This window comes from Secundilactobacillus malefermentans DSM 5705 = KCTC 3548 (assembly GCF_001436395.1).
Taxonomy (GTDB): domain Bacteria; phylum Bacillota; class Bacilli; order Lactobacillales; family Lactobacillaceae; genus Secundilactobacillus; species Secundilactobacillus malefermentans.
In genome coordinates this window covers 22009-45446 of the sequence record NZ_AZGJ01000007.1, presented here as the reverse complement: position 1 = coordinate 45446, position 23438 = coordinate 22009, and the positions used below count along the sequence as shown (strand labels likewise).

Annotated in this window: 24 protein-coding genes; 11 read left to right on the top strand and 13 right to left on the bottom strand. The window is 44.2% G+C overall.

Features of this window, described 5'->3' with window-relative positions; all coding sequences use genetic code 11:
- The first annotated feature begins 279 nt into the window (after positions 1 to 279).
- From rlmD to FD44_RS02460, 3 genes are all read left to right on the top strand, one after another.
- Positions 280 to 1701 (top strand): 23S rRNA (uracil(1939)-C(5))-methyltransferase RlmD, encoded by a 1422-nt coding sequence (gene rlmD / locus FD44_RS02470; RefSeq protein ID WP_010620320.1) that lies wholly within the window; start codon positions 280 to 282, stop codon positions 1699 to 1701.
- 68 nt (positions 1702 to 1769) lie between these two features.
- The gene (locus tag FD44_RS02465) at positions 1770 to 2198 is read left to right on the top strand and encodes a hypothetical protein (protein ID WP_010620321.1); all 429 of its coding nucleotides are present in this window, start codon (positions 1770 to 1772) and stop codon (positions 2196 to 2198) included.
- A 206-nt stretch (positions 2199 to 2404) separates the two neighbouring features.
- Entirely contained in the window at positions 2405 to 2827 is a 423-nt protein-coding gene (locus FD44_RS02460) for a hypothetical protein (RefSeq protein WP_010620322.1), read from the top strand.
- 44 nt (positions 2828 to 2871) lie between these two features.
- Here the strand turns inward: FD44_RS02460 and FD44_RS02455 are convergent, their stop codons facing one another.
- The 6 genes from FD44_RS02455 to FD44_RS02430 all read right to left on the bottom strand — a co-directional run bounded on the left by FD44_RS02455 (position 2872) and on the right by FD44_RS02430 (position 8028).
- Complete coding sequence (locus FD44_RS02455; RefSeq protein ID WP_010620323.1) at positions 2872 to 3360, bottom strand: DUF2798 domain-containing protein; 489 nt, start codon at positions 3358 to 3360, stop codon at positions 2872 to 2874.
- Between the two features lie 150 nt (positions 3361 to 3510).
- Positions 3511 to 4167 carry a Fic family protein gene (locus FD44_RS02450; protein ID WP_010620324.1) on the bottom strand — a complete coding sequence of 219 codons (657 nt, stop codon included), beginning with the start codon at positions 4165 to 4167 and terminating at the stop codon, positions 3511 to 3513.
- 176 nt (positions 4168 to 4343) lie between these two features.
- A complete protein-coding gene (gene glpK, locus FD44_RS02445; RefSeq protein ID WP_010620325.1) occupies positions 4344 to 5852 on the bottom strand; it encodes a glycerol kinase GlpK in 1509 nt (502 codons plus the stop codon).
- Positions 5853 to 5992: 140 nt separating this feature from the next.
- Positions 5993 to 6646: an endonuclease III domain-containing protein gene (locus FD44_RS02440; RefSeq protein WP_033445258.1), complete on the bottom strand. Its 654-nt coding sequence runs from the start codon at positions 6644 to 6646 to the stop codon at positions 5993 to 5995.
- Between the two features lie 2 nt (positions 6647 to 6648).
- Complete coding sequence (locus tag FD44_RS02435; protein WP_010620327.1) at positions 6649 to 7590, bottom strand: nucleoside hydrolase; 942 nt, start codon at positions 7588 to 7590, stop codon at positions 6649 to 6651.
- Positions 7591 to 7773: 183 nt separating this feature from the next.
- Positions 7774 to 8028, bottom strand: a complete 255-nt coding sequence (locus tag FD44_RS02430) for a hypothetical protein (protein ID WP_010620328.1) — start codon at positions 8026 to 8028, stop codon at positions 7774 to 7776.
- A 123-nt stretch (positions 8029 to 8151) separates the two neighbouring features.
- Here FD44_RS02430 and FD44_RS02425 point away from each other — a divergent pair, with 123 nt between their 5' ends.
- A complete protein-coding gene (locus tag FD44_RS02425) occupies positions 8152 to 8874 on the top strand; it encodes a gamma-glutamyl-gamma-aminobutyrate hydrolase family protein (protein ID WP_010620329.1) in 723 nt (240 codons plus the stop codon).
- 57 nt (positions 8875 to 8931) lie between these two features.
- Here FD44_RS02425 and FD44_RS02420 read toward each other — a convergent pair whose 3' ends face one another.
- Positions 8932 to 9537 carry a hypothetical protein gene (locus FD44_RS02420; RefSeq protein WP_010620330.1) on the bottom strand — a complete coding sequence of 202 codons (606 nt, stop codon included), beginning with the start codon at positions 9535 to 9537 and terminating at the stop codon, positions 8932 to 8934.
- Positions 9538 to 9845: 308 nt separating this feature from the next.
- Between FD44_RS02420 and FD44_RS02415 the strand changes: the two genes are divergently transcribed.
- Together FD44_RS02415 and FD44_RS02410 are read left to right on the top strand one after the other, a co-directional pair.
- On the top strand, positions 9846 to 11783 hold the full coding sequence (locus FD44_RS02415; protein ID WP_010620331.1) for an alpha/beta hydrolase family protein: 1938 nt from the start codon (positions 9846 to 9848) through the stop codon (positions 11781 to 11783).
- A gap of 124 nt (positions 11784 to 11907) precedes the next feature.
- Positions 11908 to 12399: a GNAT family N-acetyltransferase gene (locus FD44_RS02410; protein ID WP_010620332.1), complete on the top strand. Its 492-nt coding sequence runs from the start codon at positions 11908 to 11910 to the stop codon at positions 12397 to 12399.
- A gap of 26 nt (positions 12400 to 12425) precedes the next feature.
- On the opposite strand, the gene arsC is transcribed toward FD44_RS02410, so the two are convergent.
- The gene (arsC, locus tag FD44_RS02405; protein ID WP_010620333.1) at positions 12426 to 12839 is read right to left on the bottom strand and encodes an arsenate reductase (thioredoxin); all 414 of its coding nucleotides are present in this window, start codon (positions 12837 to 12839) and stop codon (positions 12426 to 12428) included.
- A gap of 106 nt (positions 12840 to 12945) precedes the next feature.
- Here arsC and FD44_RS02400 point away from each other — a divergent pair, with 106 nt between their 5' ends.
- A complete protein-coding gene (locus FD44_RS02400; protein ID WP_010620334.1) occupies positions 12946 to 13605 on the top strand; it encodes a DUF6198 family protein in 660 nt (219 codons plus the stop codon).
- Here FD44_RS02400 and FD44_RS02395 read toward each other — a convergent pair.
- On the bottom strand, positions 13602 to 14477 hold the full coding sequence (locus tag FD44_RS02395; RefSeq protein ID WP_010620335.1) for an alpha/beta hydrolase fold domain-containing protein: 876 nt from the start codon (positions 14475 to 14477) through the stop codon (positions 13602 to 13604). The genes FD44_RS02400 and FD44_RS02395 overlap by 4 nt on opposite strands.
- Positions 14478 to 14727: 250 nt before the next feature.
- Between FD44_RS02395 and FD44_RS02390 the strand changes: the two genes are divergently transcribed.
- Together FD44_RS02390 and FD44_RS02385 are read left to right on the top strand one after the other, a co-directional pair.
- Positions 14728 to 15519, top strand: a complete 792-nt coding sequence (locus tag FD44_RS02390) for a tyrosine-protein phosphatase (RefSeq protein ID WP_010620336.1) — start codon at positions 14728 to 14730, stop codon at positions 15517 to 15519.
- A gap of 9 nt (positions 15520 to 15528) precedes the next feature.
- The gene (locus FD44_RS02385) at positions 15529 to 16461 is read left to right on the top strand and encodes an alpha/beta hydrolase (RefSeq protein WP_010620337.1); all 933 of its coding nucleotides are present in this window, start codon (positions 15529 to 15531) and stop codon (positions 16459 to 16461) included.
- A gap of 448 nt (positions 16462 to 16909) precedes the next feature.
- On the opposite strand, the gene purB is transcribed toward FD44_RS02385, so the two are convergent.
- Positions 16910 to 18208 carry an adenylosuccinate lyase gene (gene purB, locus FD44_RS02380; protein ID WP_010620338.1) on the bottom strand — a complete coding sequence of 433 codons (1299 nt, stop codon included), beginning with the start codon at positions 18206 to 18208 and terminating at the stop codon, positions 16910 to 16912.
- 210 nt (positions 18209 to 18418) lie between these two features.
- Between purB and FD44_RS02375 the strand changes: the two genes are divergently transcribed.
- Both FD44_RS02375 and FD44_RS02370 read left to right on the top strand, forming a co-directional pair.
- Positions 18419 to 19714, top strand: a complete 1296-nt coding sequence (locus tag FD44_RS02375) for an adenylosuccinate synthase (RefSeq protein ID WP_010620339.1) — start codon at positions 18419 to 18421, stop codon at positions 19712 to 19714.
- Positions 19715 to 19747: 33 nt separating this feature from the next.
- Positions 19748 to 20716 (top strand): GMP reductase, encoded by a 969-nt coding sequence (locus FD44_RS02370; protein WP_010620340.1) that lies wholly within the window; start codon positions 19748 to 19750, stop codon positions 20714 to 20716.
- Between the two features lie 53 nt (positions 20717 to 20769).
- Here FD44_RS02370 and FD44_RS02365 read toward each other — a convergent pair whose 3' ends face one another.
- From FD44_RS02365 to FD44_RS02355, 3 genes are read right to left on the bottom strand one after another with little or no spacing between them, the layout of a single operon-like run.
- Positions 20770 to 21414 (bottom strand): TetR/AcrR family transcriptional regulator, encoded by a 645-nt coding sequence (locus FD44_RS02365; protein WP_010620341.1) that lies wholly within the window; start codon positions 21412 to 21414, stop codon positions 20770 to 20772.
- 11 nt (positions 21415 to 21425) lie between these two features.
- Complete coding sequence (locus FD44_RS02360; protein ID WP_010620342.1) at positions 21426 to 22595, bottom strand: ABC transporter permease; 1170 nt, start codon at positions 22593 to 22595, stop codon at positions 21426 to 21428.
- Complete coding sequence (locus FD44_RS02355; RefSeq protein ID WP_133278293.1) at positions 22573 to 23313, bottom strand: ABC transporter ATP-binding protein; 741 nt, start codon at positions 23311 to 23313, stop codon at positions 22573 to 22575. The genes FD44_RS02360 and FD44_RS02355 overlap by 23 nt, the downstream gene beginning before the upstream one ends.
- Between the last annotated feature and the right edge of the window lie 125 nt (positions 23314 to 23438).

Here is a 23438-nt window from a genome sequence, read left to right as displayed (position 1 = left end):
AGTTTTACGAAATTGGGTTTAATTGGTAAAGAAAGCCCTAACATTCCCTTTGAAAACGCTGAGATTTTCGTCATCATTTTGTAATAATGTTGGCTAATCCCTTATCTGACACAAGTTTATCAAACTTCACATTTTAGTTAACTGATTTAAATCAAGTTTAAATAGAAAAATTTCGAGTGCCTGATAGGATTCAAAAAACAAACATTGCCTTTCTCTGTTATAATCAACCACGTAGTTAAACGCATATATTGTAGAAAGAACGCACACTAAGGAGACCAAATGAACTATAATCATTCAAATCAAAATCGAAATTCACGCAACCGCCAACCACAGCCAGACGTTGAGGTTGAAGAAGGTCAGCGTTTTCCACTGACAATCAAACGCCTCGGCATTAATGGGGAAGGAATTGGCTACTATAAGCACAAGACCGTTTTCATCCCCGGCGCTCTACCAGATGAGGTCGTTGTCGCAGAGGTAACGCGGATTCACGCTCGCTACCTTGACGCTAAGATTCACAAAATTAGAACGAAAAGCCCTAACCGGGTTGAACCACGTGATGCCTATTCAGGTAACGTCGGCGGCTTTGAGCTAGAACATTTAGCTTATCCCGCTCAGCTCCAATTTAAACGGGACGTGGTTGTTCAATCGCTAGAAAAGTATCATCCCCGTGGCTACATGGATTACGAGTTGCGCCCAACCATCGGCATGGAGGATCCATACGCCTACCGTAATAAGGCCCAATTTCAAATCCGTAAAATTGATGACAAAGTGGTCGCCGGATTATATAAAGAAGGCACCCATGAAGTCGTCGATTTGGAAACTTGTTCCGTCCAATATCCATTGACGATGACCATCATGCGCGCTGTCGTCAAAATGCTTCAGGATTTAGACGTTCCCATTTACGATGAAGAAGCTGAATCTGGGATCGTTAAAACGGTTGTCATTCGGGTAGCCGTTTCAACGCAACAAGCACAACTCGTTTTCGTGACTAACTCTCAGAAGTTACCCAAGAAGCGCGAGTTGCTCGAACGAATTGAAGCAGAGCTCCCTGATGTCGTTTCCGTCATGCAAAATGTTAACCCAGGCAAAACTTCCCTCATTTGGGGCGAGGAAACAAAGCCATTGGCAGGCAAGACTTATATAGAAGAATACTTAAATAAATTGCGCTTTAATTTGTCGGCTCGGGCCTTCCTGCAATTGAACCCATTCATGACTGAACAGCTGTATGCCGAAGGTCTCAAGGGACTCAATTTGACGGCGGACGACAACGTGATTGATGCCTACTCCGGTGTTGGAACGATTGGTCTTTCAATTGCCAGCTCCGCCAAAGAAGTTCGCGGAATGGATACCATTGCAGAATCCGTTGACGATGCCAACCAAAATGCCAAACAAAACGGGATTCAAAATGCCCACTACGTCGCCGGCAAGGCTGAAGATGTGATCCCTCAATGGCTCGCACTTGGCTGGGAACCGACCGCTTTAATTGTCGATCCTCCTCGTACCGGTTTAGACGATACGCTGCTTGAAACTATCTTGACTACCAGACCAGAAAAATTCGTCTATATTTCATGTAACCCATCAACCATGGCACAGGATTTAGTCAAATTGACTGAGGTCTATAACGTTGACTACATCCAATCTGTTGACATGATGCCCCAAACTGCTCGCTGTGAAGCCGTTGTGCGGATGCATTTGCGATAGATTACTAGCATGTTTTCGTTTTTTGCGCTAAGATGTCTTATTAGGATAATTTAGAAAGCTGGTTAACGATGCAGAATCCATTTGGAAATAATGGAAACAACAATAATGATGATAACGGCAACGGCATGGGTCCTGGGGGCCTTCCGCTACCACCAAATTACGCAACGATGGTCCACACCGAGTCCGGTGACATGCGAATTGCCAAAGTTGGCTTTTCGTTCACCGCGCTGATTTTTGGCTGGTGGGTGCCGGTGTTCCGGTCCGATTGGTACAATCTGTTGTGTATGCTCGGGATTAGTGCGGGCGTTTCTATGGGAATCGCCTCCTTCTATCATGTTAATATTGCCCAAACCTTTGAAATGACCAACACGATTATGGGAATCGTTTGGGGCTTCTTTTACAACATGATGTACTTTCGACACTTGTCAGCTCGTGGCTTTAAACCAGCTGATGAGCATTCGAAGGACCTACTAACGCAAAGTCGATATCTCAAATAAATTAGAAATCAATTAGCCTTTTCTTATGCTGATTGGTTTTTTTATTGCTTTTTTCTGGCTTTTTACCTTGGGATGCCATATAATGAGCTATTGATTAATAGTGAGCAAGTTTGCTTACAGATTAAATTTTAATGAGGATGAACGAAATTTGATAACTATTTTGTCGTTATCACTGTTCAGACTTTATATATAGGAGGTTGATGCATATGCATAAGCTCTCATCAATTTTGCACTTTGTCATTGGAATCAGTGCACTTGTGAGCGGCATCGGCCTAATGATCGATTCAAGCGGTACGTTTTTAGGACTATCAACGACATTACTTGTCAATGGTCCCTTCGAAAACTATCGTATATTGGGAATCATAGTAGTAATTATTTTTGGCCTAGGGAATCTACTGGGCTGGTGGGCTGGTCATCGAAACCACGTCTACACCGCGTCCATGAGTTTAATAATGGGCATCCTATTACTTATTGCGACCCTATTCGAAAGTTGGGTTTTTGCCGAGTTTTATCCATGGTTACAGCTATTAGCAATAATTGGAACTATTCAATTATTGTGGGGCTGGGTTTTACGTCGCGATTTTGTGGCTAGAACCAACAGCCGTCGCTGGCATGGTAAGCGAGCATAATTTAAAAAAGGGCGTCACACAATTTTGTGTGACGCCTTTTTTGTCTAATTTGACGCAGTTTCTTGCGATGAATGGATGAGATACAGTACCTGTCGTGCGATTGGTTGCGCAATTAGTAATTCGACCGCAAATGAAACCGCAAAATTACGTGGCCAACGGTAAGCAAAATGGGTGATTGGATCGAGGCTCAGTTGCCCTTGCCCAATCCAAGCGCCAACAACCGTTAAAATAATCGACATCATCAACACGTTGCATAAGACGTTCACGATTATGTGGGCATTGAAACTATCCCCTTTGGCGACAATTTTGTCCTTCATCCAAGTCGCTGGTGCGTTAGTTAGGATAACTAGCACAACCACCACTAGCCAAATAAAGGGTAAAACTTTGAGCGTCGATTTCCAGGTTTGAAAACTAAAACCCACTTCAAAACTCGTAATAATTGGGGCAATGATATTATCGGAAATCACTGAAACGAGTAGTAAAAATAAGGCAAATTCTTTCTTGTTCCGGGGTAAATACATAAAAAATTTCAACTCAATTTCTCCATTTCGTTCACGTTTTTTTCACAAAAAAATAGCGCAAAGTCTTTGACTGACTTTACGCTGATCAATTATACGCGCGTTATTTTGTTGACGTTTTGTAGCATACCACATCTAAAATTTTAATTCCAAGTGTTTTTAAAATTAATCGTAGTCGATTCCGTAGATACAATTGTCGTACGTCCATTGCAATAACTCATCTAATTGCCCGGTCGTATAGAAATTTCGCAGCAAGGTATTAAACTTTTCCAACTGATTTATTGAGATATTGATAATGCCCCCGCCACCATTAATGAGCAGATAGTTGGCTGCTATGATTGCGGTTCGTTTATTGCCGTCCCAAAATAATTGGGCGCGCATCATTTCATACATTAAGCGTAACGATTTTTCAGTTAGTGTCAGGTCCGACATCATGAGTTCGGTAATCTGTTTTTGCATTTCGTAAACGTTTGGAATACCGGGGACAAAATCCATTCCCCCAATTTCCACGTTCCCCGTTCGAATCTCGCCAGGATACATGCCATCATTTTTGGAAACAATCCGATTTAATGCCTGACTGGTCTTCAAAGTATACGGCTCATCGTGCTCAATGATGTAGCTAAATGCGTTTTTTAAATCAACGATTACTTCCACATCATCAATTGAAATGCCTGAAACGCTCATGCCATTAATAATGGTTTGCGTTTGTGCTAGGGTCGCCGCAACGCCTTCAAACTTGGAATTTGAATAAACCATGTTGACTAAATTTTTAGCTGCAACAAAGCGGTTTTCCTCTTGCGTTAACTTATACTTGTCTTTCAAACAAATTCACCGGTCCTCTACCTGTGTGTTAATCCTCAGAAGCTCCCGTTAGGCTTCACTCTTTGACCTTAATCAAGCTCATCCTAACACCTTATTGCGTTTAACTCCGACTATCACGCGGGACAAGTCCCGCTTCCGATAGTCATTCGTTAATCCTCAGAAGCTCCCGTTAGGACTCACTCTTTGACCTTAAACAGCCTCGTCGCCGCCACCGCATTTTGCCAACCCTTGTACAAACGGGTTCGGCGCTTCTCTTCCATATTTGGTTCGAACAAGCGGCCATTCTCATGAATCTTTGTAATTTCACTCAAATCATTCCAGAACCCAATTGCGAGTCCAGCCAAAAATGCAGCACCCATCGCAGACGTATCTTCATCAGCGGCCCGTTTGATATTAATTGATAAAATATCAGCTTGGAATTGCATTAAATAGCGATTTCGTGACGCACCGCCATCAGCTAAAATTTCAGGAATTTTCATTCCCGTATCTTTTTCCATTGTCTCTATGATATCACGGGTTTGGTAAGCAACGGATTGCAAAGTTGCCTTTACAAAATCCTCGCGATTGCTCCCACGGGTGAGGCCAAACACGGCCCCTTGTGCATCTTGATCCCAATAAGGCGCACCAAGTCCGTTAAATGCAGGCACAACGTATACTTCGTCGTTGTTGGTCGACTTCATTGCGGCCTGACGCGATTGGGGCACGTTATCGATAATTTTTAACTCATCCGCCAGCCATGAAATAGCTGACCCTGCCACAAAAATGGATCCTTCTAACGCATACTTTAGTTTACCATTAATGTCGTAAGCAATCGTCGTAAGCAAATTATTTTTGGAGAACTGGGGCTTATCCCCCGTGTTCATCACGATAAAAGCACCATCGCCATACGTATTCTTAATCATCCCCGGCTCAAACGCCATTTGCCCGACTAAGGCAGCCTGTTGGTCACCGGCAACCCCAGCAATAGGAACCTGCTCACCGTAAAATTCGTAGTTTTCGGTGGTCCCGTAGACTTCAGAACTTGAATGAACTTCTGGCAGCATCGATTCAGGAATGTTGAGCATTTTCAGCATTTCTGGATCCCAACACAAGTCCGTTATATTAAATAACATCGTTCGACTGGCATTGGTATAATCCGTCACGTGCAATTTACCACCCGACAACCGCCAAATGAGCCAGCTGTCAATGGTGCCAAAACAGAGTTCACCCTTTTCAGCACGTTCTTGAGCGCCTTCAACATGGTCCAAAATCCAGCGAATCTTCGTCGCTGAGAAATACGAGTCAATCACAAGTCCGGTATGACTGTGGACTAAATCTTCATAGCCTTCATCGATCAACTTGCGGGCGATTGAATTGGTCTGCTTCGATTGCCAGCCAATTGCGTGATAAATGGGTAACCCCGTTTTGCGATCCCAAATCACCGTTGTTTCTCGCTGATTTGAAATGCCGATTCCCTTAATATTTTCAGGATGAACGCCGCCATCAATCATTGCCAGTGCAATCACAGAAAGAACGGAATTCCATATTTCATTTGCATCTTGCTCTACCCAACCTGTTTCAGGATAGTATTGTGGAACGGGCTTGTCCGATTCAATCACCTTACGACCATTATGGTCAAAAATGATGGCCCGAGTGCTAGTCGTGCCTTGGTCAATTGATAAGATATAATTTTCTGGTTCCTTCATTGCCATAATGGTATCCTCCACTACCGGTTTACGCTTTGGAAACCGGTTTCACAAAGTAATTAGCCTAATCATAGCATGTATTCACAAAAAAAGAGAGCTTTTTAAAAGAAAAATAAGCTCTCTTACCTAAATTGGTATAGTTATATTAATAATTTTTGGTTTGCGAGAAAGCTATCTGCAAAATCAACTGGGTTTTTGACAACTTTACCAAACTCAACGATTAAAGCATGAAACTCTCGAAATCCGTCTAAATCTAGATCAACATGCTGTTCCACCAAGCGTTGAAAGTCCGAATACTTCACTGGCATCTGTGCGCCCAGCATTTCAAAAAGTCGTCTCGCGTACTTATCAACCATGAAGGCCGGTTGATCTAAAACGTACATCATAATGTAATCCGCCGTTTCAAACCCGATTCCTTTGATGGCTAATAGCTCTTTTCGAAGTGTTCCTTTATCCAGACTTCTTAATTGGTCTAGGTCGTTATGGTGGGTACTGAGCCACCGAGCCATGGCCAATAAAGTTTGTGATTTTCGTTGGTAGAACCCACTCGGTCGAATCAGGTCAATCACGCTCTCTTGACTGAGCTCAAGCAATTTTTCTGGGTGAAACGTTCCATCCGTGGCATCCTTCAAATTATTGAGCGAAGGCTCCACGTTTTTCCAGTTGGTATTCTGGACTAAAATGGATCCCCAGATAATCTCCCAAGCATTTTCAGCCCAAGGTGTCCCCGGCCGCAACCAGGGTTGTTGACCCATATTTTCTTCCATCGTGTTGTACAGTTGAGTCAGATTCAAAATTAGTCAGCCTTTCGTGCCAACTCGTCAATTTTGTCAAAGAAGGCATCGTGATCAACATCGTAAACCATTTCAACGGGACGACCATCTGCTTTTTCAAAAGTCCGTCCTTGAGCAGGTCCGTCAGAAATGACGTCACTATTGACGATTTTAGTCTTCACAATTTCAGGATATTGACTTGAAACTGTGGTCAAAACGTCCCACAAGTAGTAGGTTGAGTTCGTTTCAAAATGGGCCAATGGGGGAACAAGTGCGTAGCCATTACCGATTAAATCTAGACCGGCGTACTTGCGTTGCTTTGCCCAACGGTCACGAACATCGTTAGTTAAAGGTACTTTACGGGTACTCTCTAAACCAACCATGTGGATTTCAAGTGAGCTATCCCACACTGTTTTAACGGCTTCTGGATCCCAGAATGCGTTCCATTCCATGGTGCCATCTTGTTCAGGCTCGGCAACATTTCCACGGTTATCAAATGTTCCACCCATCCAAACGAGTTTTTCAATTTTGTCTTGTAATTTTGGTTCTGCCTTTAATGCAGAAGCAAGGTCTGTCAGTGGTCCGGTCATTAAAACGGTGACTTTACTGTCGCTTGCCATAATTTTATCAACCATATCTTTCCAAGCTGGTTCTTTTGCGATTGGTGTTTTAGGTGCACCAAATTCGTTCAGAACTGGGAAAGCGTCAACTCTAAATGAGTCCATTCGCCATTCAGTTGGGAAAGTATGAACGCCACGAGCATTTGAACTTGCAACTTCCAATTTTTCACCATGACCGAAGCGATCAATGATTTTTCGACTGGCTGAAACGGCTGGTTCAGTGTAAGAATCTGCACCAATTGCACCAACACCGATCAATTTAACGTTATCCATTTGAAGCAGTAAGAATAGGGAAACTAAATCATCGACGGCACCATCATGACTAAAATATACGTTTTGAACCACAATACAGGACCTCCTATTATTTTGGATCTAAGTTAAGTTTATCGGTTCTAAAAGCGGAGTGCAACAATGGAAAAATAAAAACGACCGAACATTTTCTGTTCAGTCGTTGGTACGCAAAAGTATCTGTGAGGTTTCACACCTTTTATTATCAGGCTCATCACTGATTTTCGTGAGGTTTCGCACCTACACCTTTTTTATCTCAACCCGGATATCTTCCGGCTTATCTGTATTTGTTGGGTGTAACTCTTCCTTATACGTGAAGTCAGCTTCCTCAAAGTAGTGCTTAACTTCATTATTAACCGTTTCCAATGAACGGGTATCGTTACCTTGTTGCTTAAGTAGCAACGTGTACTCACTACTATCTTCATTGGCGTCCTCAAAATCATACAAAACTGAAACACTGTTCAAAATTTCCTGGATTAATTGTCTCTCTGTCATTTTCCTTTACCTCGATCTATTTTTTTACACTCTTAACTCTAGTCTTCTTTTTGCAAAAAGTGAACCAATTAACGAAAAAAACGCTATACTACATATTATAAATAACTAATAGGAGGTTCCCAAATGAAGCCAAAAATTGCATTACCTGCAGATACGTTTGCTGAGGCAACTAACGTTATCAATGAGCGAAACGCTGCATTTGCGCCCCGTCCAGCGATTGAAGCCATCGTAAAATCAGGTGGCATTCCCGTCATTCTCCCCAGTGTTGATCCAAGTGACGTGGCCGACTATCTGGATTTATTTGATGGCGTCGCTTTTCTCGGTGGTTTCGATGTTGATCCAACCTTTTTCGGCGAGGAACCCCACCAAATGCTTGGTGCCACTTACCGCAAGCGCGACTTGTTCGAGTTGGAACTCCTGCGGCAATCAGTTGCTGCAGGAAAGGCTATTCTTGGAATTTGCCGCGGTCTTCAACTCATTAATGTTGGTCTCGGCGGTACTCTTTATCAGGATTTATCCGAAAGTGACAAGCCACTCCTGAAGCATTCGCAGGGCGCACCCGGCAACCTACCGTCTCACCACATCAACGTGTCAGAGAATAGTGAACTTGCCAAATTAGTGGGCGAACGCGCCTACGTCAATTCTCGTCACCACCAAATCACTAAAGCGGTAGCGCCTAGTTTGAAGGTCACCGCACGGGCTGATGATGACGTTATTGAAGGCCTTGAATCTAAAGATAGCGACCAGATTATCGCAGTGCAATGGCATCCCGAAAACATGTATAAGCATGATCAAGCGTCTCGTGAAATCTTTGAAAATTTGGTCAGCAGAAGTCAAAAAGTTTAGTGACCAGCAAAAATGCGCAACCCAGGTCGGGTTACGCATTTTTTTGTGGACAACTTATCACTCTTTTTTTTGATACTTTTCCCTTAACTCGTCGTTCAGTTCCACAACGTTTCCCGTAAAATGGTGCGCAGGTCTCGGCGTCGTCGCCTTAATAATGGGAACGCCACAATTAATGGTTTGCTCAAATTCTGCCAAGTCGGAAGCAGCTTTCAGCGGAATGTCTCCGTAAATCATCTGCATCCCCAGAATTTTATTTGCACTCCATAAATTATCGTTATGGGAGTAGGTCATCATGGTGGGAGCCACCTCTTCCAATCGATCAATCATTCCCTGTGGATTTTCAATTCGTGACGACTGCCCCAAGTACGTTAGGTAACTCTTCATGACTGGTGCCACCGCCGCAAAGAAATCATCCTGGGCCGCAATTTGAACCGGAATGTTATAAGTTAGGACTTCTTCGAGGTCGTTCGGTTCCCACTCATTAACTGTTTTTAACTGGATAAAATAGATTAACTCCGTAACTGCGTGGGCGATTGCAAACGCGTGAAATTGTTCAGTTTCGCTTAACTCATCGAAGTTGTCGCTAAGTTCGAACGCACTAAACCATTCTCGATTTTTTAATAAATTTTCAACTGCCACTGTCGTAGAATATTGCGCTGCCATGAGGGTTCCTCCGGTTTCTTATTAAATTAATTTTACCATTTATGTAGCTCGTAGAAAACCGTCAAAATAGGAGTTGACTTTCATTATCGGTTAGAATAAGATTAAAATTACATTAGAAAAAGAAGGAGGATTGGTCTCGATGAAAAAATTAATGCCCATTTTAATGTCGATTATCTCAATGTTGAATACCAAGCAGTCGTTTGGGGCCAATCTCGAGACTTTTTAGTCTTACCCAAAAACCAGTTCCACCAAACGGCTAAGTCCTCACACTTAGGCGTTTTTATTTATCCTCAAAAGGAGTAACCACCATGACAGAAAAATTAACCGAAACCGATTTATTTAAAATGAAAACCTTAAGTCAGCCCGTTGCATCAACTGACCGCTATTTCGTCACACAAACTCGGGTGGATCAAGAATCTAACGATTATCGCGCCAATATTTTAGGCTTCACGAAGGCCGGCGAGTTCGTCGGCAACTTTGATAATGACAATTACTCATCAAAGAGCCCAGTTGTGGGCGCCAATTTTCTCTTTTTCCTCTCCAAGAAAACCGCAGACAGCACCTATCAGGTATTCAAAGTTCCCTTCGCTGGAGGCACGGCTACTCAGGTATCTCATTTTGATCACGCCGTTGAGTCACTGAAAGTCGCTCCTGGAACGGACACGGTTTACTTCAAAACGCGGGAAACTAAGGAAGTCCCTAAGAAACCTTACGAAAAAATACCAAGTGTGCGTCACGTGTATCGGCTCTACCATAAAGCGGATAACTTCGGCTTCTTCCCAACTGACGGAACCTATCTACTCTATACATACGCTGTCGGTGATGATGCGCCTAACCAAGTTTTTACGAGTCAAACCGATTTCAATTTAACCGATGCAAGTTCTGACGGACCCCAAGTCACCCTGACCCAAAAGAATCTGCCAGATGATGACCTCGATTTCGGTCAAAAGGTTCTATTGGTAAATACGCAAACCGGCACTGAAATCAACGTAACTAAATCACATCCAGACTGGACGTTTATCAACGCCAAATTTTCACCGGATGGCAGCCGCTTGCTCCTCGTCGGCCACTCACAGGAATTTGAGGGCAACACCCAGAACTACGTCTACGGCTACTCGTTTGCCACCAAAGAATTTACCGATTATACCAGCCACCTCGATGAGGAATCCTTTGAAGCCGTCTTCTCCGATTTTACGCAAAATTTAGACGCCACTGATATTGCATGGGTTTCGAACACGCAATTCGCCTTCAGAACAAGCTGGCACGGCCACTCTAAGCTTTACCTATATGAAAATGGCGAGTCAAACTGTTTCTTTGAGCAGCCCCTTCGCATAACAAATTGGTCAGTTGATGGTGACCAACTCGTGGTCACCTACTCAACGCCCACGTTGCCGGTTGCGCTTGCGACGCTTTCATTTGCGGGCCAATTAAACGATTTGTTCAATCCAAATGACTCCTTTGACAAAGCCCATTCATACGTCAATCCCGAAGCCGTATCCTTTAAGGCGAGCGATGGCTTAACCGTTGAGGGCTGGCTGTACAACCCGCTTGAAAGCTCTGCCAAAGAGCCGATTGTGCTGGACGTGCATGGTGGACCGCACCAAGCCTGGACGGAAAACTTTTATTTTGATATTCAGCTCTACGCGAATAACGGATACGGAGTGCTACTGCTAAATCCCAGAGGTAGTAAGACTTATGGTCAGGCCTTTTGTCAGGAAGTTGTTGGTGCGTATGGAAAACAGGATTACACCGACTTAATGACGGGACTCGATTTCGTTTTAGATCTTCATCCGGAATTTGACCGTCAGCGTCAATACTGTATTGGCGCTTCATACGGAGGGTTCATGGCGACTTGGGCGGTTGGCCATACCGACCGCTTTGCGGGGGCGGTGGCGCAAAAGCCCGTCACCGACTGGATTAGTTTGGCTGGCACGAGTGATATTGGTTACTCGTTTATCCCTCAAGAACTGAAACTTAGTCGCTACGACGTCCAAAAATTGTGGGATTGCTCTCCCGTTGCTTACGCGCAAAACGTGAAAACGCCCACCCTCATCATTCAGGGTGAATGGGACGTCCGAACGCCGATTGGCCAAGGCGAGGAATTCTTCACTGCCCTCCTTGAAAATGGCACAAAAACTGAAATGTCTCGGCATCCGCAATCGTGGCACGCAATGTCCCGACTCGGATTACCGAATTTAAGAATTGAACGAATCCGTGAAACCAGAGCGTGGTGGGATCGGAATTGACGCCTTCCGGTTTCGCCTCCCTCAAAGAATCACTCCAAAAGTAAAGTAGAAGCAGCCAATCCGGTAAAATTAGTTGCTTCTATTTTTGGTATAATAGGTTTTAATATTCTTAGGAGGCAAATTCATGTCCATTACTTTTTCTCACCCTGACGCATCCGATTTAACCGAAATCATGCGGATTGAACAATCTGGCTTCACCCCTGACGAGGCGGCCACTCGCGATAGCATGGCGGAACGAATCAAATTGATCAACGATACCTTCATCATTGCTAAAAACGAACAAGGTCAAATAATGGGCTACGTGGTTGGCCCCGCCTACCATAATCGTTATCTGGCGGACGATTTATTTGATCAAACGGTTCCAAATGACCCTAAAGACTCGTATATTGCCGTTTTGAGTCTGGTTGTTCTGCCTGATTTTCAGGGACAGCACGTGGCTAGTCAACTTCTGAGTGAACTCGATGCCGTTGCAAAACAGCAACAGCGAACTGGCATTTCCCTCACTTGTTTGGAAAATTTGATTCCCTTTTACGAGCGAAACGGTTACGTAAACGAGGGCGTATCCGACTCAACGCACGCTGACGAAACTTGGTATAATTTGGTGAAGGTACTATAAAAGGACCGTGCATTCGCACGATCCTTTTACTGCGTCAATTCAACCTTCAGTTGACGCACCCGATTCTCAATTTCATCGCGCACATCTCGGAAAACGAGCATGATTTCTTCGTCCGTTCCGGTGGCCTGTGCGGGGTCTAGTAGTGGCCAGTGTAATCGTTTAATGCTTGGTGGTGTGACCGGACAACGGTCGCGTGCATCCCCACACAGCGTGATTACATAATCGCTGCTCATCAAATAATTGTGATCAATTAACTTGGATTCATTTCGCGAAATATCAATTTGCTTTTCGGCCATGACGGCAACTGTTCGAGCATTCAGCCCGTGGGTTTCGATACCCGCACTCGCAATTTTCCAGTCCGCCGGCATTATTTGCTTGGCGAACCCTTCCGCCATTTGACTACGGCAGGAATTGCCAGTACAAAGAAAGTAAAGTTGCATCCTATTTCCTCCTTGATTTGCGTGTCTGACTGGTTTTCAGTCCATTATTATCGTATGATTAATTTATTAGCATTTGCTTGAATTTGAAATAAGAGGGAATTATTTAATGGCAAAAATGAAAAACTTCAAGCAACGCAGAAACTTTTTAATTTTTTCAATCTTTCTAAACTCGGCGGCCAACGCGCTGACCATCTCAACCCACTTAGGAAGTGCCGTGTGGACTGGATCGGGGGTTAACCTTTCCAGTTGGATACACGTGCCACTGGGGACCACCCTGTTCATTTACGGACTCGCAATCACGGTCATGAACCAATTCTTAATCGGTCATTTTGCTCGGTGGCGATTCTTCTCAAACCTGCTGTACATCATTCCGTTTAGTTACCTAGTCGAATTTTTCACCTACTTATGGAACTTAATCGGCGTACCAGATTTGAGCCTGCCGATGCGGGTGATTGTTGATATCATTGGGCTTTTATCCGTTGCCGCAGCCGTTTCAATTTACCAACGTTGCAACATTTTAATGCATCCCAACGATGATTTATCCTACATTTTGCGCTTTAAATTTTTAAAGGGATCCGCCATTTGGGGCCAATGGATCAGCTACGCGCCACCGTTGTTAATTATTTTATTGTCTTACCTGGCAACCGGACACCTTCACGCCATTGGTTTTGGTACCATTTGGGCGCTGGTGACTCAGGGTGTGGTGATGCAGTGGTCGGACGTTCACGTCTTTCCAAAGCTGAAACACCACATTAATTTCGGTTAATCGACAAGTAAGCTTCTTAATTTGGCCAAGGTTCGTTTGGTTTCGGGCAATTTTGTCCATAAAACGTAATCGTGCATCATGTTCTTAAGTTCATAGCTTCGCACCGTTGTTCCGGCTGATTGATGCATCTTATCAATCAGTTTTTTTGTGTCCGGAACTAGTAACTCCGTGTCGCCATAGTAAATATCAATGGGTCCTAAGTTCGTTAAATCCGCATAGAGTGGGCTGACAGTTGGATCAGTCAATGCTAAATGACCCGCATATTGCTGGGCACTCTTTCGTAACGCGTCAATCGGTAATTCAGGGTCGTGTGGGGCTAATCCATCTAATTCTGGATTAGCCATTTGCAGATCGACCCACGGCGAAATGAGTAAGGTGGTAGATGGTAATACCTCCTGTTGATCGCGTAATTTTGCCAGTAAAACGAGTGCCAATCCGGCGCCAGCAGAATCACCCCACAACACGAACCGGTCGGCCGGATTCTCCACAATTAATTTCAAATAAGCATCAAACGTGAACGCGACCGTTTCTTGGGCCGTATGTTCCGGTGCCAGTGGAAAATCAAAGTAGGTCACCTTAGCATTGGTTTGTTTGACAATTAATTCAATCAGTTGGCGATGACTTTCAGTTCCCCGAACGGTAAAGGCGCCGCCGTGGAGAAAAATGAGGTGCGCCGTTGTCGGTGTTTTAGTTGAAACGGTCACTAGACGCCCCGTTTCAACTGGTTCTTCCTTAACGATTAAGTCGCCATCAAATTTAGCGGGCGCCAATTCATCTTCCCGTCGATTAGGACTCTGGAAACTTTTGGCGACACCGCGTTTCATAGGTTCTCGTTTCGTTTTGTAAAGTAGCCAATTGCCGCGAATGCTCATGCGGACACCTCCAAATTTAAAATAACCGTTTGTTTTCACACGCTTCTAAACGTGCTTGCTTCACCTACTTTTTCCGTCTAACGTCCCTATCACGCGAAACAAGTTCCGCTCCAGATAGGTTTCGTTAATACTCAAAAGTAACCGCTGAAGCTCACACTCTTCATTATAACCCGAGAACGACCAGCCACCTATTCAAAGGTTTGTGTTAAAATTCTAATAACTAAGCATCTAAAAAAGTGAGGTAAATTTAATGACGAATCAGCGGTTACTCAACATGAATGGTGGCTATAACTTCCGTGATCTCGGGGGTTACAAGACGACCGATGGTAAGACAGTCAAGTGGCACCGGATTTTACGAACTGGTAAGCTCGCAGAATTAGATTCCTCTGATTTATCACAGTTGGATGCCTACAACGTGCGCTACGACGTGGATTTTCGATCAAAAGCAGAAATCAAATCCGAACCGGATCGGCTTCCCACCGGAGCGACCTATACAAGTTTACCAGTGTTTGCGGAAGATATGACGGACAGTACGCAGTCACCTGAAGAACGGAAAGCAATGCTCTCTGGAGATGCCAATACCGGTAAAAATCAAATGCTTGAGGCCTACAAAATGATGGTCATCAGTAACGAAGCGCAGCAATCATACCGTGAGTTTTTTGATATGCTCTTGGACAACGGCGATGAGAATAAATCATTGCTTTTCCATTGTACGGCCGGCAAGGATCGAACTGGGATGGGCGCCGTTTTCCTCCTCAATGCCCTTGGTGTCGAACAGGCGCAAATTAGAAATGACTACCTTTATACGAACGAAGCAGCTGCCGATTTGGTGGAATCCATTTTGACAAAATCTCGCAACATGGGCATGAACGATAACTTTATGGAATCCATGCACGCCCTCTTTACCGTTTCAGATGACTACTATAACAAGGCAACCGGCATTATCGACAAGGATTATGGCGGAATGACGAACTATTTGCACAGCGTCTTGAAGTTACACGACAACGAAATCAACGAATTGAAAAAACTATACTTAGATTGAGATGATTAAATGACTCACCGTTTCTTAAAATTAACTGCACCACTTGCTTTAGCATCAATCGGTGCGCTCGCTTTTAGCCACCGACTCTTTAACTACGCATTCAAACGGGTCGACTACGTTCCCGAAACTTCTGCCGACAAGCAAAAATACGCAGACCAATACTACGCTTACGTCAAATGGTACAATCAGATTCCATCAGAAACTTGGTACCTGCACGAAATGGATTCCAGTAACCGGATGGTCGCAACCTACATCCCCGCTGCCAAAAAGTCCTTGAAGACGGTCATCATTTCCCATGGATACAAAGGGAATCGGGAAACCATGGCCAACTTTGCCAAAATGTACTACGACATGGGATTCAACGTCCTGTTGCCGGATGACCGGGCCCATGGCGATAGCGCCGGTAAATACATCAGCTTTGGCTGGCTCGATCGGTTGGATTACATCAACTGGATTAACTCGGTGATCAAACGGGATGGCGAATCTGCCAAGGTGCTCCTATTTGGTGTCAGCATGGGCGGGGCCACGATGGAAATGCTATCGGGCGAAAACTTACCCAAGCAGGTCAAGGCGATTATTGCCGATTGTGGCTATTCCAGCATTGAGGAGGAACTTGTTTACCTGTTAAAGGAGCAGTTTCACCTGCCTAAGTATCCGTTTGAGCCGTTGGTAAGCACGATTAACCGGACTCGACTCGGCTACTATTTGGGCGATGTTTCGTCAAAAGAGCAGCTTGAAAAGAATAAGCTACCCATTCTGTTCATTCATGGTGCCCAAGATATTTATGTCCCAGTTGAAATGGCGTATGAGAACTATGAGGCAACGAAGGCTCCCAAGCAACTTTGGATTGTGAAGGGTGCGTCGCATGCGGAGAGCTTCTGGAAGTCGCCAGAACGCTATCAACATCGGGTGACTGAATTTTTGAAGACGTATCTGCGGTAGGTTTTCGGAGCCCGATTAGAAAAATTAATAGACAAATAGGAAGAGCCCAGGCAAAATTTTTGTCTGAGCTCCTTTTTTGACAACTGTTTGATTAAACCAACCTTAAATTTGGCATCTTCATTACCAGCTTTTACTTTCGCTTTACTTCAACTTCACAAAAGTAACTATTTTTCATCACAATTGCGCCACATTTATCAGTTATATTTATATCATAGCAAAGAAATAATCCTTTGCTTCCCTTATACAACATCAATTTAGTTCCCCTGCTAGATTGATGCTTCGTAAGCACGATTGTTTTCAATCATGTTTACCCTCCCCTTAAATATATTCGTTATCCCCCTATAGCGGATATTATGTTTCATAATTATGTTTCCCCCAAAACATAATGCACTCCTCGAAAAAACCGCCAACATCTACTCCCCTGGATGTTGACGGTTTTTCTTTTGTCCTATTTCGTTAAACCTACTCGTTCAAATATTTCATCGATACGTTTCAAATGGTAGTGGTAATCAAAGGCATCATCGATTTCAGCCTGATTCAAATGCTGCTGAATGACCGGATCTGCCTCGACTAGCGGTTTGAATTGTAGCTCCTCATCCCACGACTTTGCGGTCAAGGGCTGAACCAAGTCGTACGCCGTTTCGCGTGATAAGCCAGTATCAATTAACTTCAACAGCACACGCTGACTGTAAATCAGGCCATACGTTAGGTCCATATTTTTCAGCATTCGTTTTGGAAAGACGGTCAGGTTTTCTAGAATATTGCTAAATCGGTGCAACATGTAATCCAGCAAAATTGTCGTATCCGGCAAAATAATTCGTTCCGCTGATGAATGAGAAATATCTCGTTCGTGCCAAAGCGTCACGTCTTCGTAGGCGGTTTGAACGTGGCCCCGAATCACCCGTGCCAAACCCGTCATATTTTCGGAACCAATTGGATTCCGTTTATGCGGCATGGCTGATGATCCCTTTTGACCCTTGCTAAAATGTTCCTCAACTTCGTGAATTTCAGAACGCTGTAAACTTCTTATTTCAGTCGCAAATGATTCAATGCTCGTGGCGATCAACGCCAAGGTTGCAATGTAATTGGCAATTAAATCCCGTGGCAGAACTTGACTCGTAATCTCCTGGGCCCGAATTCCCAATCGTTCACACGTATATTCTTCAACGTACGGTGGCACGTTGGCAAAGGTTCCAACGGCGCCGCTAATTTTACCAGATTCCACTTCGTCAGCCACCAAATTGAAGCGCGTTATATTACGCTTCATTTCGGAATACCAACGCGCCAGTTTGAGGCCAAAGGTTGTTGGTTCGGCCTGGACACCATGCGTTCGACCAATCATGACCGTGTCTTTATATTGACGGGCCTGTTTGGCAATAACTTCTATAAAATGATTCAGGTCTGCACGGAGAATTTCGTTTGCCTGTTTCAAACGAACTCCCTGCGCGGTATCTACCACGTCGGTACTTGTGACACCGTAATGGACCCACTTTCGTTCATCACCTAATGATTCAGAAACGGCGCGCGTGAAGGCGACGACATCATGATGCGTCACGGCTTCAATTTCATCCACTCGTTTGGCATCAACTTTCGCGTTTTCGCGAATCTTAGCAACATCAGCTTCGGGAATTTCTCCCAATTTTGCCCAAGCTTCGTCAATTGCAATTTCAACTTGGAGCCAGGTTTGGTATTGGTTTTGTTTGGACCAAATATGACCCATTTCCGGTCGTGTATAACGTTCTAACATACAAATCCCCCACTTCGTTCGTGTTTTATTGGTTTAAGCACACTTTCAATAGTTTATCATATCTAGCCAGTTATACATAGAGGTAGTACGTAAATTGTCTCTTATTTAAAGAGAATCGGTCGAGCGCTTGACTTATTTTTCCGAACTTGGTAACATATACCTTGTTGATTGTTCGTGTTTATCAACTAATCTATCCGATGAGGTGTTTATATGTCTTCAGTTGTAGTTGTTGGTAGTCAATGGGGTGACGAGGGAAAAGGTAAAATTACCGATTTTCTCAGTCAGAAAGCGGATGTGGTTGCTCGTTATGCGGGTGGCAACAATGCCGGTCACACCATCGTCTTTAATGGTGAAACTTTTAAGCTTCAGTTGATTCCATCTGGAATTTTCTTCTCCGATAAACTCAGCGTCATCGGTAACGGAGTCGTCTTAAATCCGGAAGCTTTAGTCACTGAACTAAAGGGGCTTCACGACAAAGGCGTTTCTACCGATAACCTCCGAATTTCGGATCGGGCACAAGTTTTATTGCCCTACCATGTTTTAATTGATGAGTTACAGGAAAAAACAAAAGCAAATAAAATTGGCACAACTAAAAACGGGATCGGTCCTGCCTACATGGATAAGGCCGAACGAATTGGGATTCGCGTGGCGGACCTTCTTGAAAAGGACGTCTTTGAAACCAAGCTTCGTCAAAATCTCGAACTTAAAAATAAAATGATTACGAAGCTTTACGACCATGAGCCAATGGATTTCGACAAAATGTTTGAAGAAACCTACGCCTATGGCCAGCAAATTAAGCAATACGTTGCTGATACATCAGTCATCATCAATGATGCGCTCGACAAGGGACAACACGTTCTATTCGAAGGTGCACAAGGAATCATGCTTGATTTGGATCACGGAACTTATCCATTCGTTACCTCTTCCAATCCCGTTGCCGGTGGTGCGACTACTGGAACCGGCGTTGGTCCAACAAAGATTAACGAAGTCGTTGGCGTCTGCAAGGCCTACACATCACGAGTGGGTGACGGTCCTTTCCCAACGGAACTATTTGATGAAACTGGGGACTTTATTCGGGAAACTGCCCATGAATATGGAACGGTCACTCATCGTCCCCGCCGAATTGGCTGGTTTGACAGTGTTGTGATGCGCCATGCCGTTCGTGCCTCTGGTCTCACTTACCTGTCAGTCAACTGTTTAGACGTTTTAACCGGCATCAAAGAGCTAAAAGTTGCGACCAGCTACGAACTTAATGGCAAAACTATTGAAAATTATCCCGCAAGCTTAACTGATTTAAATAATGCAACACCTGTTTACGAAACCCTTCCTGGCTGGGACGAAGACATTACCGGCGCCAAATCGTTGGCCGATTTACCAATCAATGCCCGCCTTTACCTGATGCGTTTGTCAGAATTGGTTGGCGCTAAGATTGCCACATTCTCAGTCGGACCCGATCGTAACCAGACCAACGTCGTAAAGGACGTTTGGACTAAGAGCGAACTATAAAGAAGTAACGGAGGCAATATGCCAATGAATCCAATGAACGTATTTGATTATGATGATATTCAATTAATCCCTAACAAGGGACTGCTGGAAAGCCGGCGCGACGCCAATACTGAGATCAAATTTGGTCCCAGAACCTTTAAAATTCCTGTCGTTCCCGCAAACATGGAAACGGTGATTAACGAACCACTTGCCGTTTGGTTAGCTCAAAACGACTATTTCTACGTCATGCACCGCTTCAATCCAGAATTACGTCACGAGTTTGTCAAAAAGATGCACGAACAAGACCTATTTGCTTCAATCAGTGTCGGTGTTAAGGCTGGTGAAGTTGAGTTCATTAAGGAACTCGCAGCTGCTAACGATGTGCCGGAATACATCACGATTGATATTGCTCATGGTCATGCGGTTTCCGTTATCAACATGATTCAGCTCATCAAACAGGAACTTCCTGACAGTTTCGTCATTGCTGGAAACGTTGGAACTCCTGAAGCCGTCCGCGACTTGGAAAACGCCGGTGCCGACGCCACTAAAGTCGGGATTGGCCCTGGTAAAGCCTGCATCACGAAGCTGAAAACTGGCTTTGGAACTGGCGGTTGGCAACTAGCTGCGCTACGTCTATGTAGCAAAGCTGCCACCAAGCCAATCATTGCTGACGGTGGTCTTCGTTACAACGGCGACATTGCCAAATCCATCCGATTTGGCGCTTCAATGGTCATGATTGGCTCAATGTTAGCCGGTCACCAGGAATCACCTGGTCAATTGATCAAAATTGATGGCAAAGCCTACAAGCAGTATTGGGGTTCCGCTTCTGAAACGCAAAAAGGTGCCTACCGTAACGTTGAAGGTAAGCAAATGCTGGTTCCCTATCGTGGTGAAATTAGCGATACTTTGAATGAAATGCAAGAAGATTTACAGTCTTCCATTTCGTATGCAGGTGGCCGTAAGCTCTCTGATATCCGAACGGTGGATTATGTCATTTTGAAGAATTCGATGATGGAAGATTAGTCTTCCATTTAATCAAAAAATAGTCACCACTCAAAAAAGAGTGGTGACTATTTTTATACCTTCAGTCCCCTCATCAAGAACTCAACGATTTCCTTCGTTGACGCCTTTGTATCAACCGTAAACTCAGGCATCATAATAATTTGAATGCCGTAACTCACTACCGTACTCACAACGTAGCGAATCATTCGTCCCGTTTGCCAGTTAACAATTTCGCCGTTATCACGATAGTGGCTTAACGCCGAATCTATTGGGCCGTATACCCGTTCCATAAAAGCAGTTCGAATCTGCTGAACAAGTCCTTCATTAAACAAAACTTCCTGAAGGAGAACCCGTAATTGTTTCTGGTTATCAACGATAAAGTTAAGCCGGTTTTCAACTAATGACGTTAAAAATGTTTCCAAACTTGGGTAAGACACTTCCAAAACGTCCGTCGCAAATTCATCCGCTGCTTTTGGAAAGACATTTTGAACGACTGGCGCTAAAATGGCCCGCAAAATACCCTCCTTCGTTTTAAACTGCTTATAAACCGTTCCTTCTGATACACCAGCCAATCGCGCGATGTCTGGTGTGCTCGTTTGGGAAAACCCTTTTTCAGAAAATAAGGATAAACTTGCGCGTAAAACATCCTTTTGTTTCCCAGTTAAATCCGTTTCGTTCAAGGTTTCGGCAAAGAGTGCCTCTACGTTATTAATTGCCATTAGTCATCCCTCTAAACTTGACGGTACTTGCGCATCGTCAATAAATTTAAAATTAAAAATAGTGCTGCAAAGCCTACCAAGACCAACAAATCTCCCCAAATATCGAAAAATCCTGCGCCCTTGGTAATGACGTCGCTCATCGATTGCGCGCCATAGTATAGCGGCATGATGTGGGCAATCGGCCGCAACCAACTTGCCATTTGATCCAACGGGACAATTCCGGAGAAGAAAATCTGTGGAATCACCACAATTGGAATAAATTGGACCATTTGAAATTCTGAAGCCGCAAACGTTGAAATGAGCAGCCCCAACGCAAGCGCCACGAACGCCAATAGAATGTTAATCAAAATGACGTACCAAACGCTGCCCAAAATCTGAATTTTGAAGACATACATCGTGTAAAGGACGATGACCACCGTTTGAATAAACGCAAAGATGCCATAGCCTGATAGGTAGCCAGCGATGATTTCGCCCCGTTTGATAGGCGTTGCCAGTAACCGGTTCAAAGTTCCTGTCGTTCGTTCTTTTAATAGCGCAATTCCCGAAATTAAGAAAACGAAGAAGAACACCACAAAACCAATCATAATCGGCAAAATTGTGTCAAAAAAGGTTGAATCACTGCTGCCGTATAGATAATGGGTGTTGACGCTATACGCGGATGCTTTAGCAGCCTTCAAACTAGCTGGCGCCTTAACACCACTATTTTGCGCTCCGGCACCCATCGTTTCCTGAATGGCCTTCAGTGCTTTCGCTTGTGCCGCGATTACTTCCTTCTGCGCCTTTAGACCACTTGCCGCAGCCTGCATTTTCAGTTTAACCTGAGCTTGTTGTAGGCTTTTCTTTAATAGTCCACTTTTGGTTTGATCGCTATTTTGTAGGGTCAATGTTAGCTTCTGATCCTTTTGCGTTAAAACACCAGCGTAATCCTTATCCCGAATAATGGATTTGGCAGATTTATCAGAGGTAATCTGACGAACTTTGAGATTATCGTTTTTCACCGCTTTGACCAGTGATGAGTCAACGTTGCGAACGCCAAGTGTCGCGGTTTGATTATTATTTGACTGAAACAAAAAGTAAACCAGAGTGAGGATAAACAGCGGTGCAATCATCATGAGCGCCAGCGTTCGCTTATCCCGGATCATTTCCTTTAACACCCGTCTAATCATTGCTGAGATTCTCATCTTGCTGCCTCCCCGCCTTTAAAAATGCTTCTTCTACCGATGAAACGCCAAATTCTGAAATGAGCGAATCCGGGGTTCCCTGCGCAATCGCTTCGCCCCGCCGAATCATCATAATCTGATCCGCCTGTTCTGCATCCTCCATTACGTGGGTCGTCAGTAAGATTGTCTTGCCCGCCTTGGCCGTTTTATGAAGTTCAGTCCAAATTTGTTGGCGTAGCTCTGGGTCAATTCCGACAGTTGGTTCATCCAAAATTAAAAGTTCAGGATCCGAAATGAGTGAAATAGCTAACGATAGTCGCCGCTTCATCCCACCAGAATAACTACCAACGTACTTGTTCAAATGAGGACCCAAGTTAACGATATCGGTTGCGTACTTAATCTGTTTCTTCAAATCATCGCGCTTAACGCCCATCATCTGTCCGAAGAATGTCAAGTTTTCTCTAGCAGTCAGCGTATCATAAAGCGCATCCGTCTGAGCCATGAACCCAATTTTTGCCAATAGCTTTCGATTCGGCATGGATTGATTCAACACAGTGACTTCCCCTTGATGGGGCTTTAACATCCCCATAATCGTGTTCACCAAGGTCGTCTTACCTGAACCACTTGGTCCAATCAATGCTAAAATTTCACCGGCACTAACAGTTAAATTGATGTCCTTTAATACAATTGTTTTGCCATATCCCTGTTGTAAGTCTTTAACTAATATTGTATTCAAAATTGTCGCCTCCAACAAGTGAGTGAGCACTCACTTATATTATAACCACTTTCTTTTAAATGACAACCATTTTTCGTTTGGCAAACAAAAAACCGCCAACATTAACGTTGACGGCGTTTGAAGGAAGC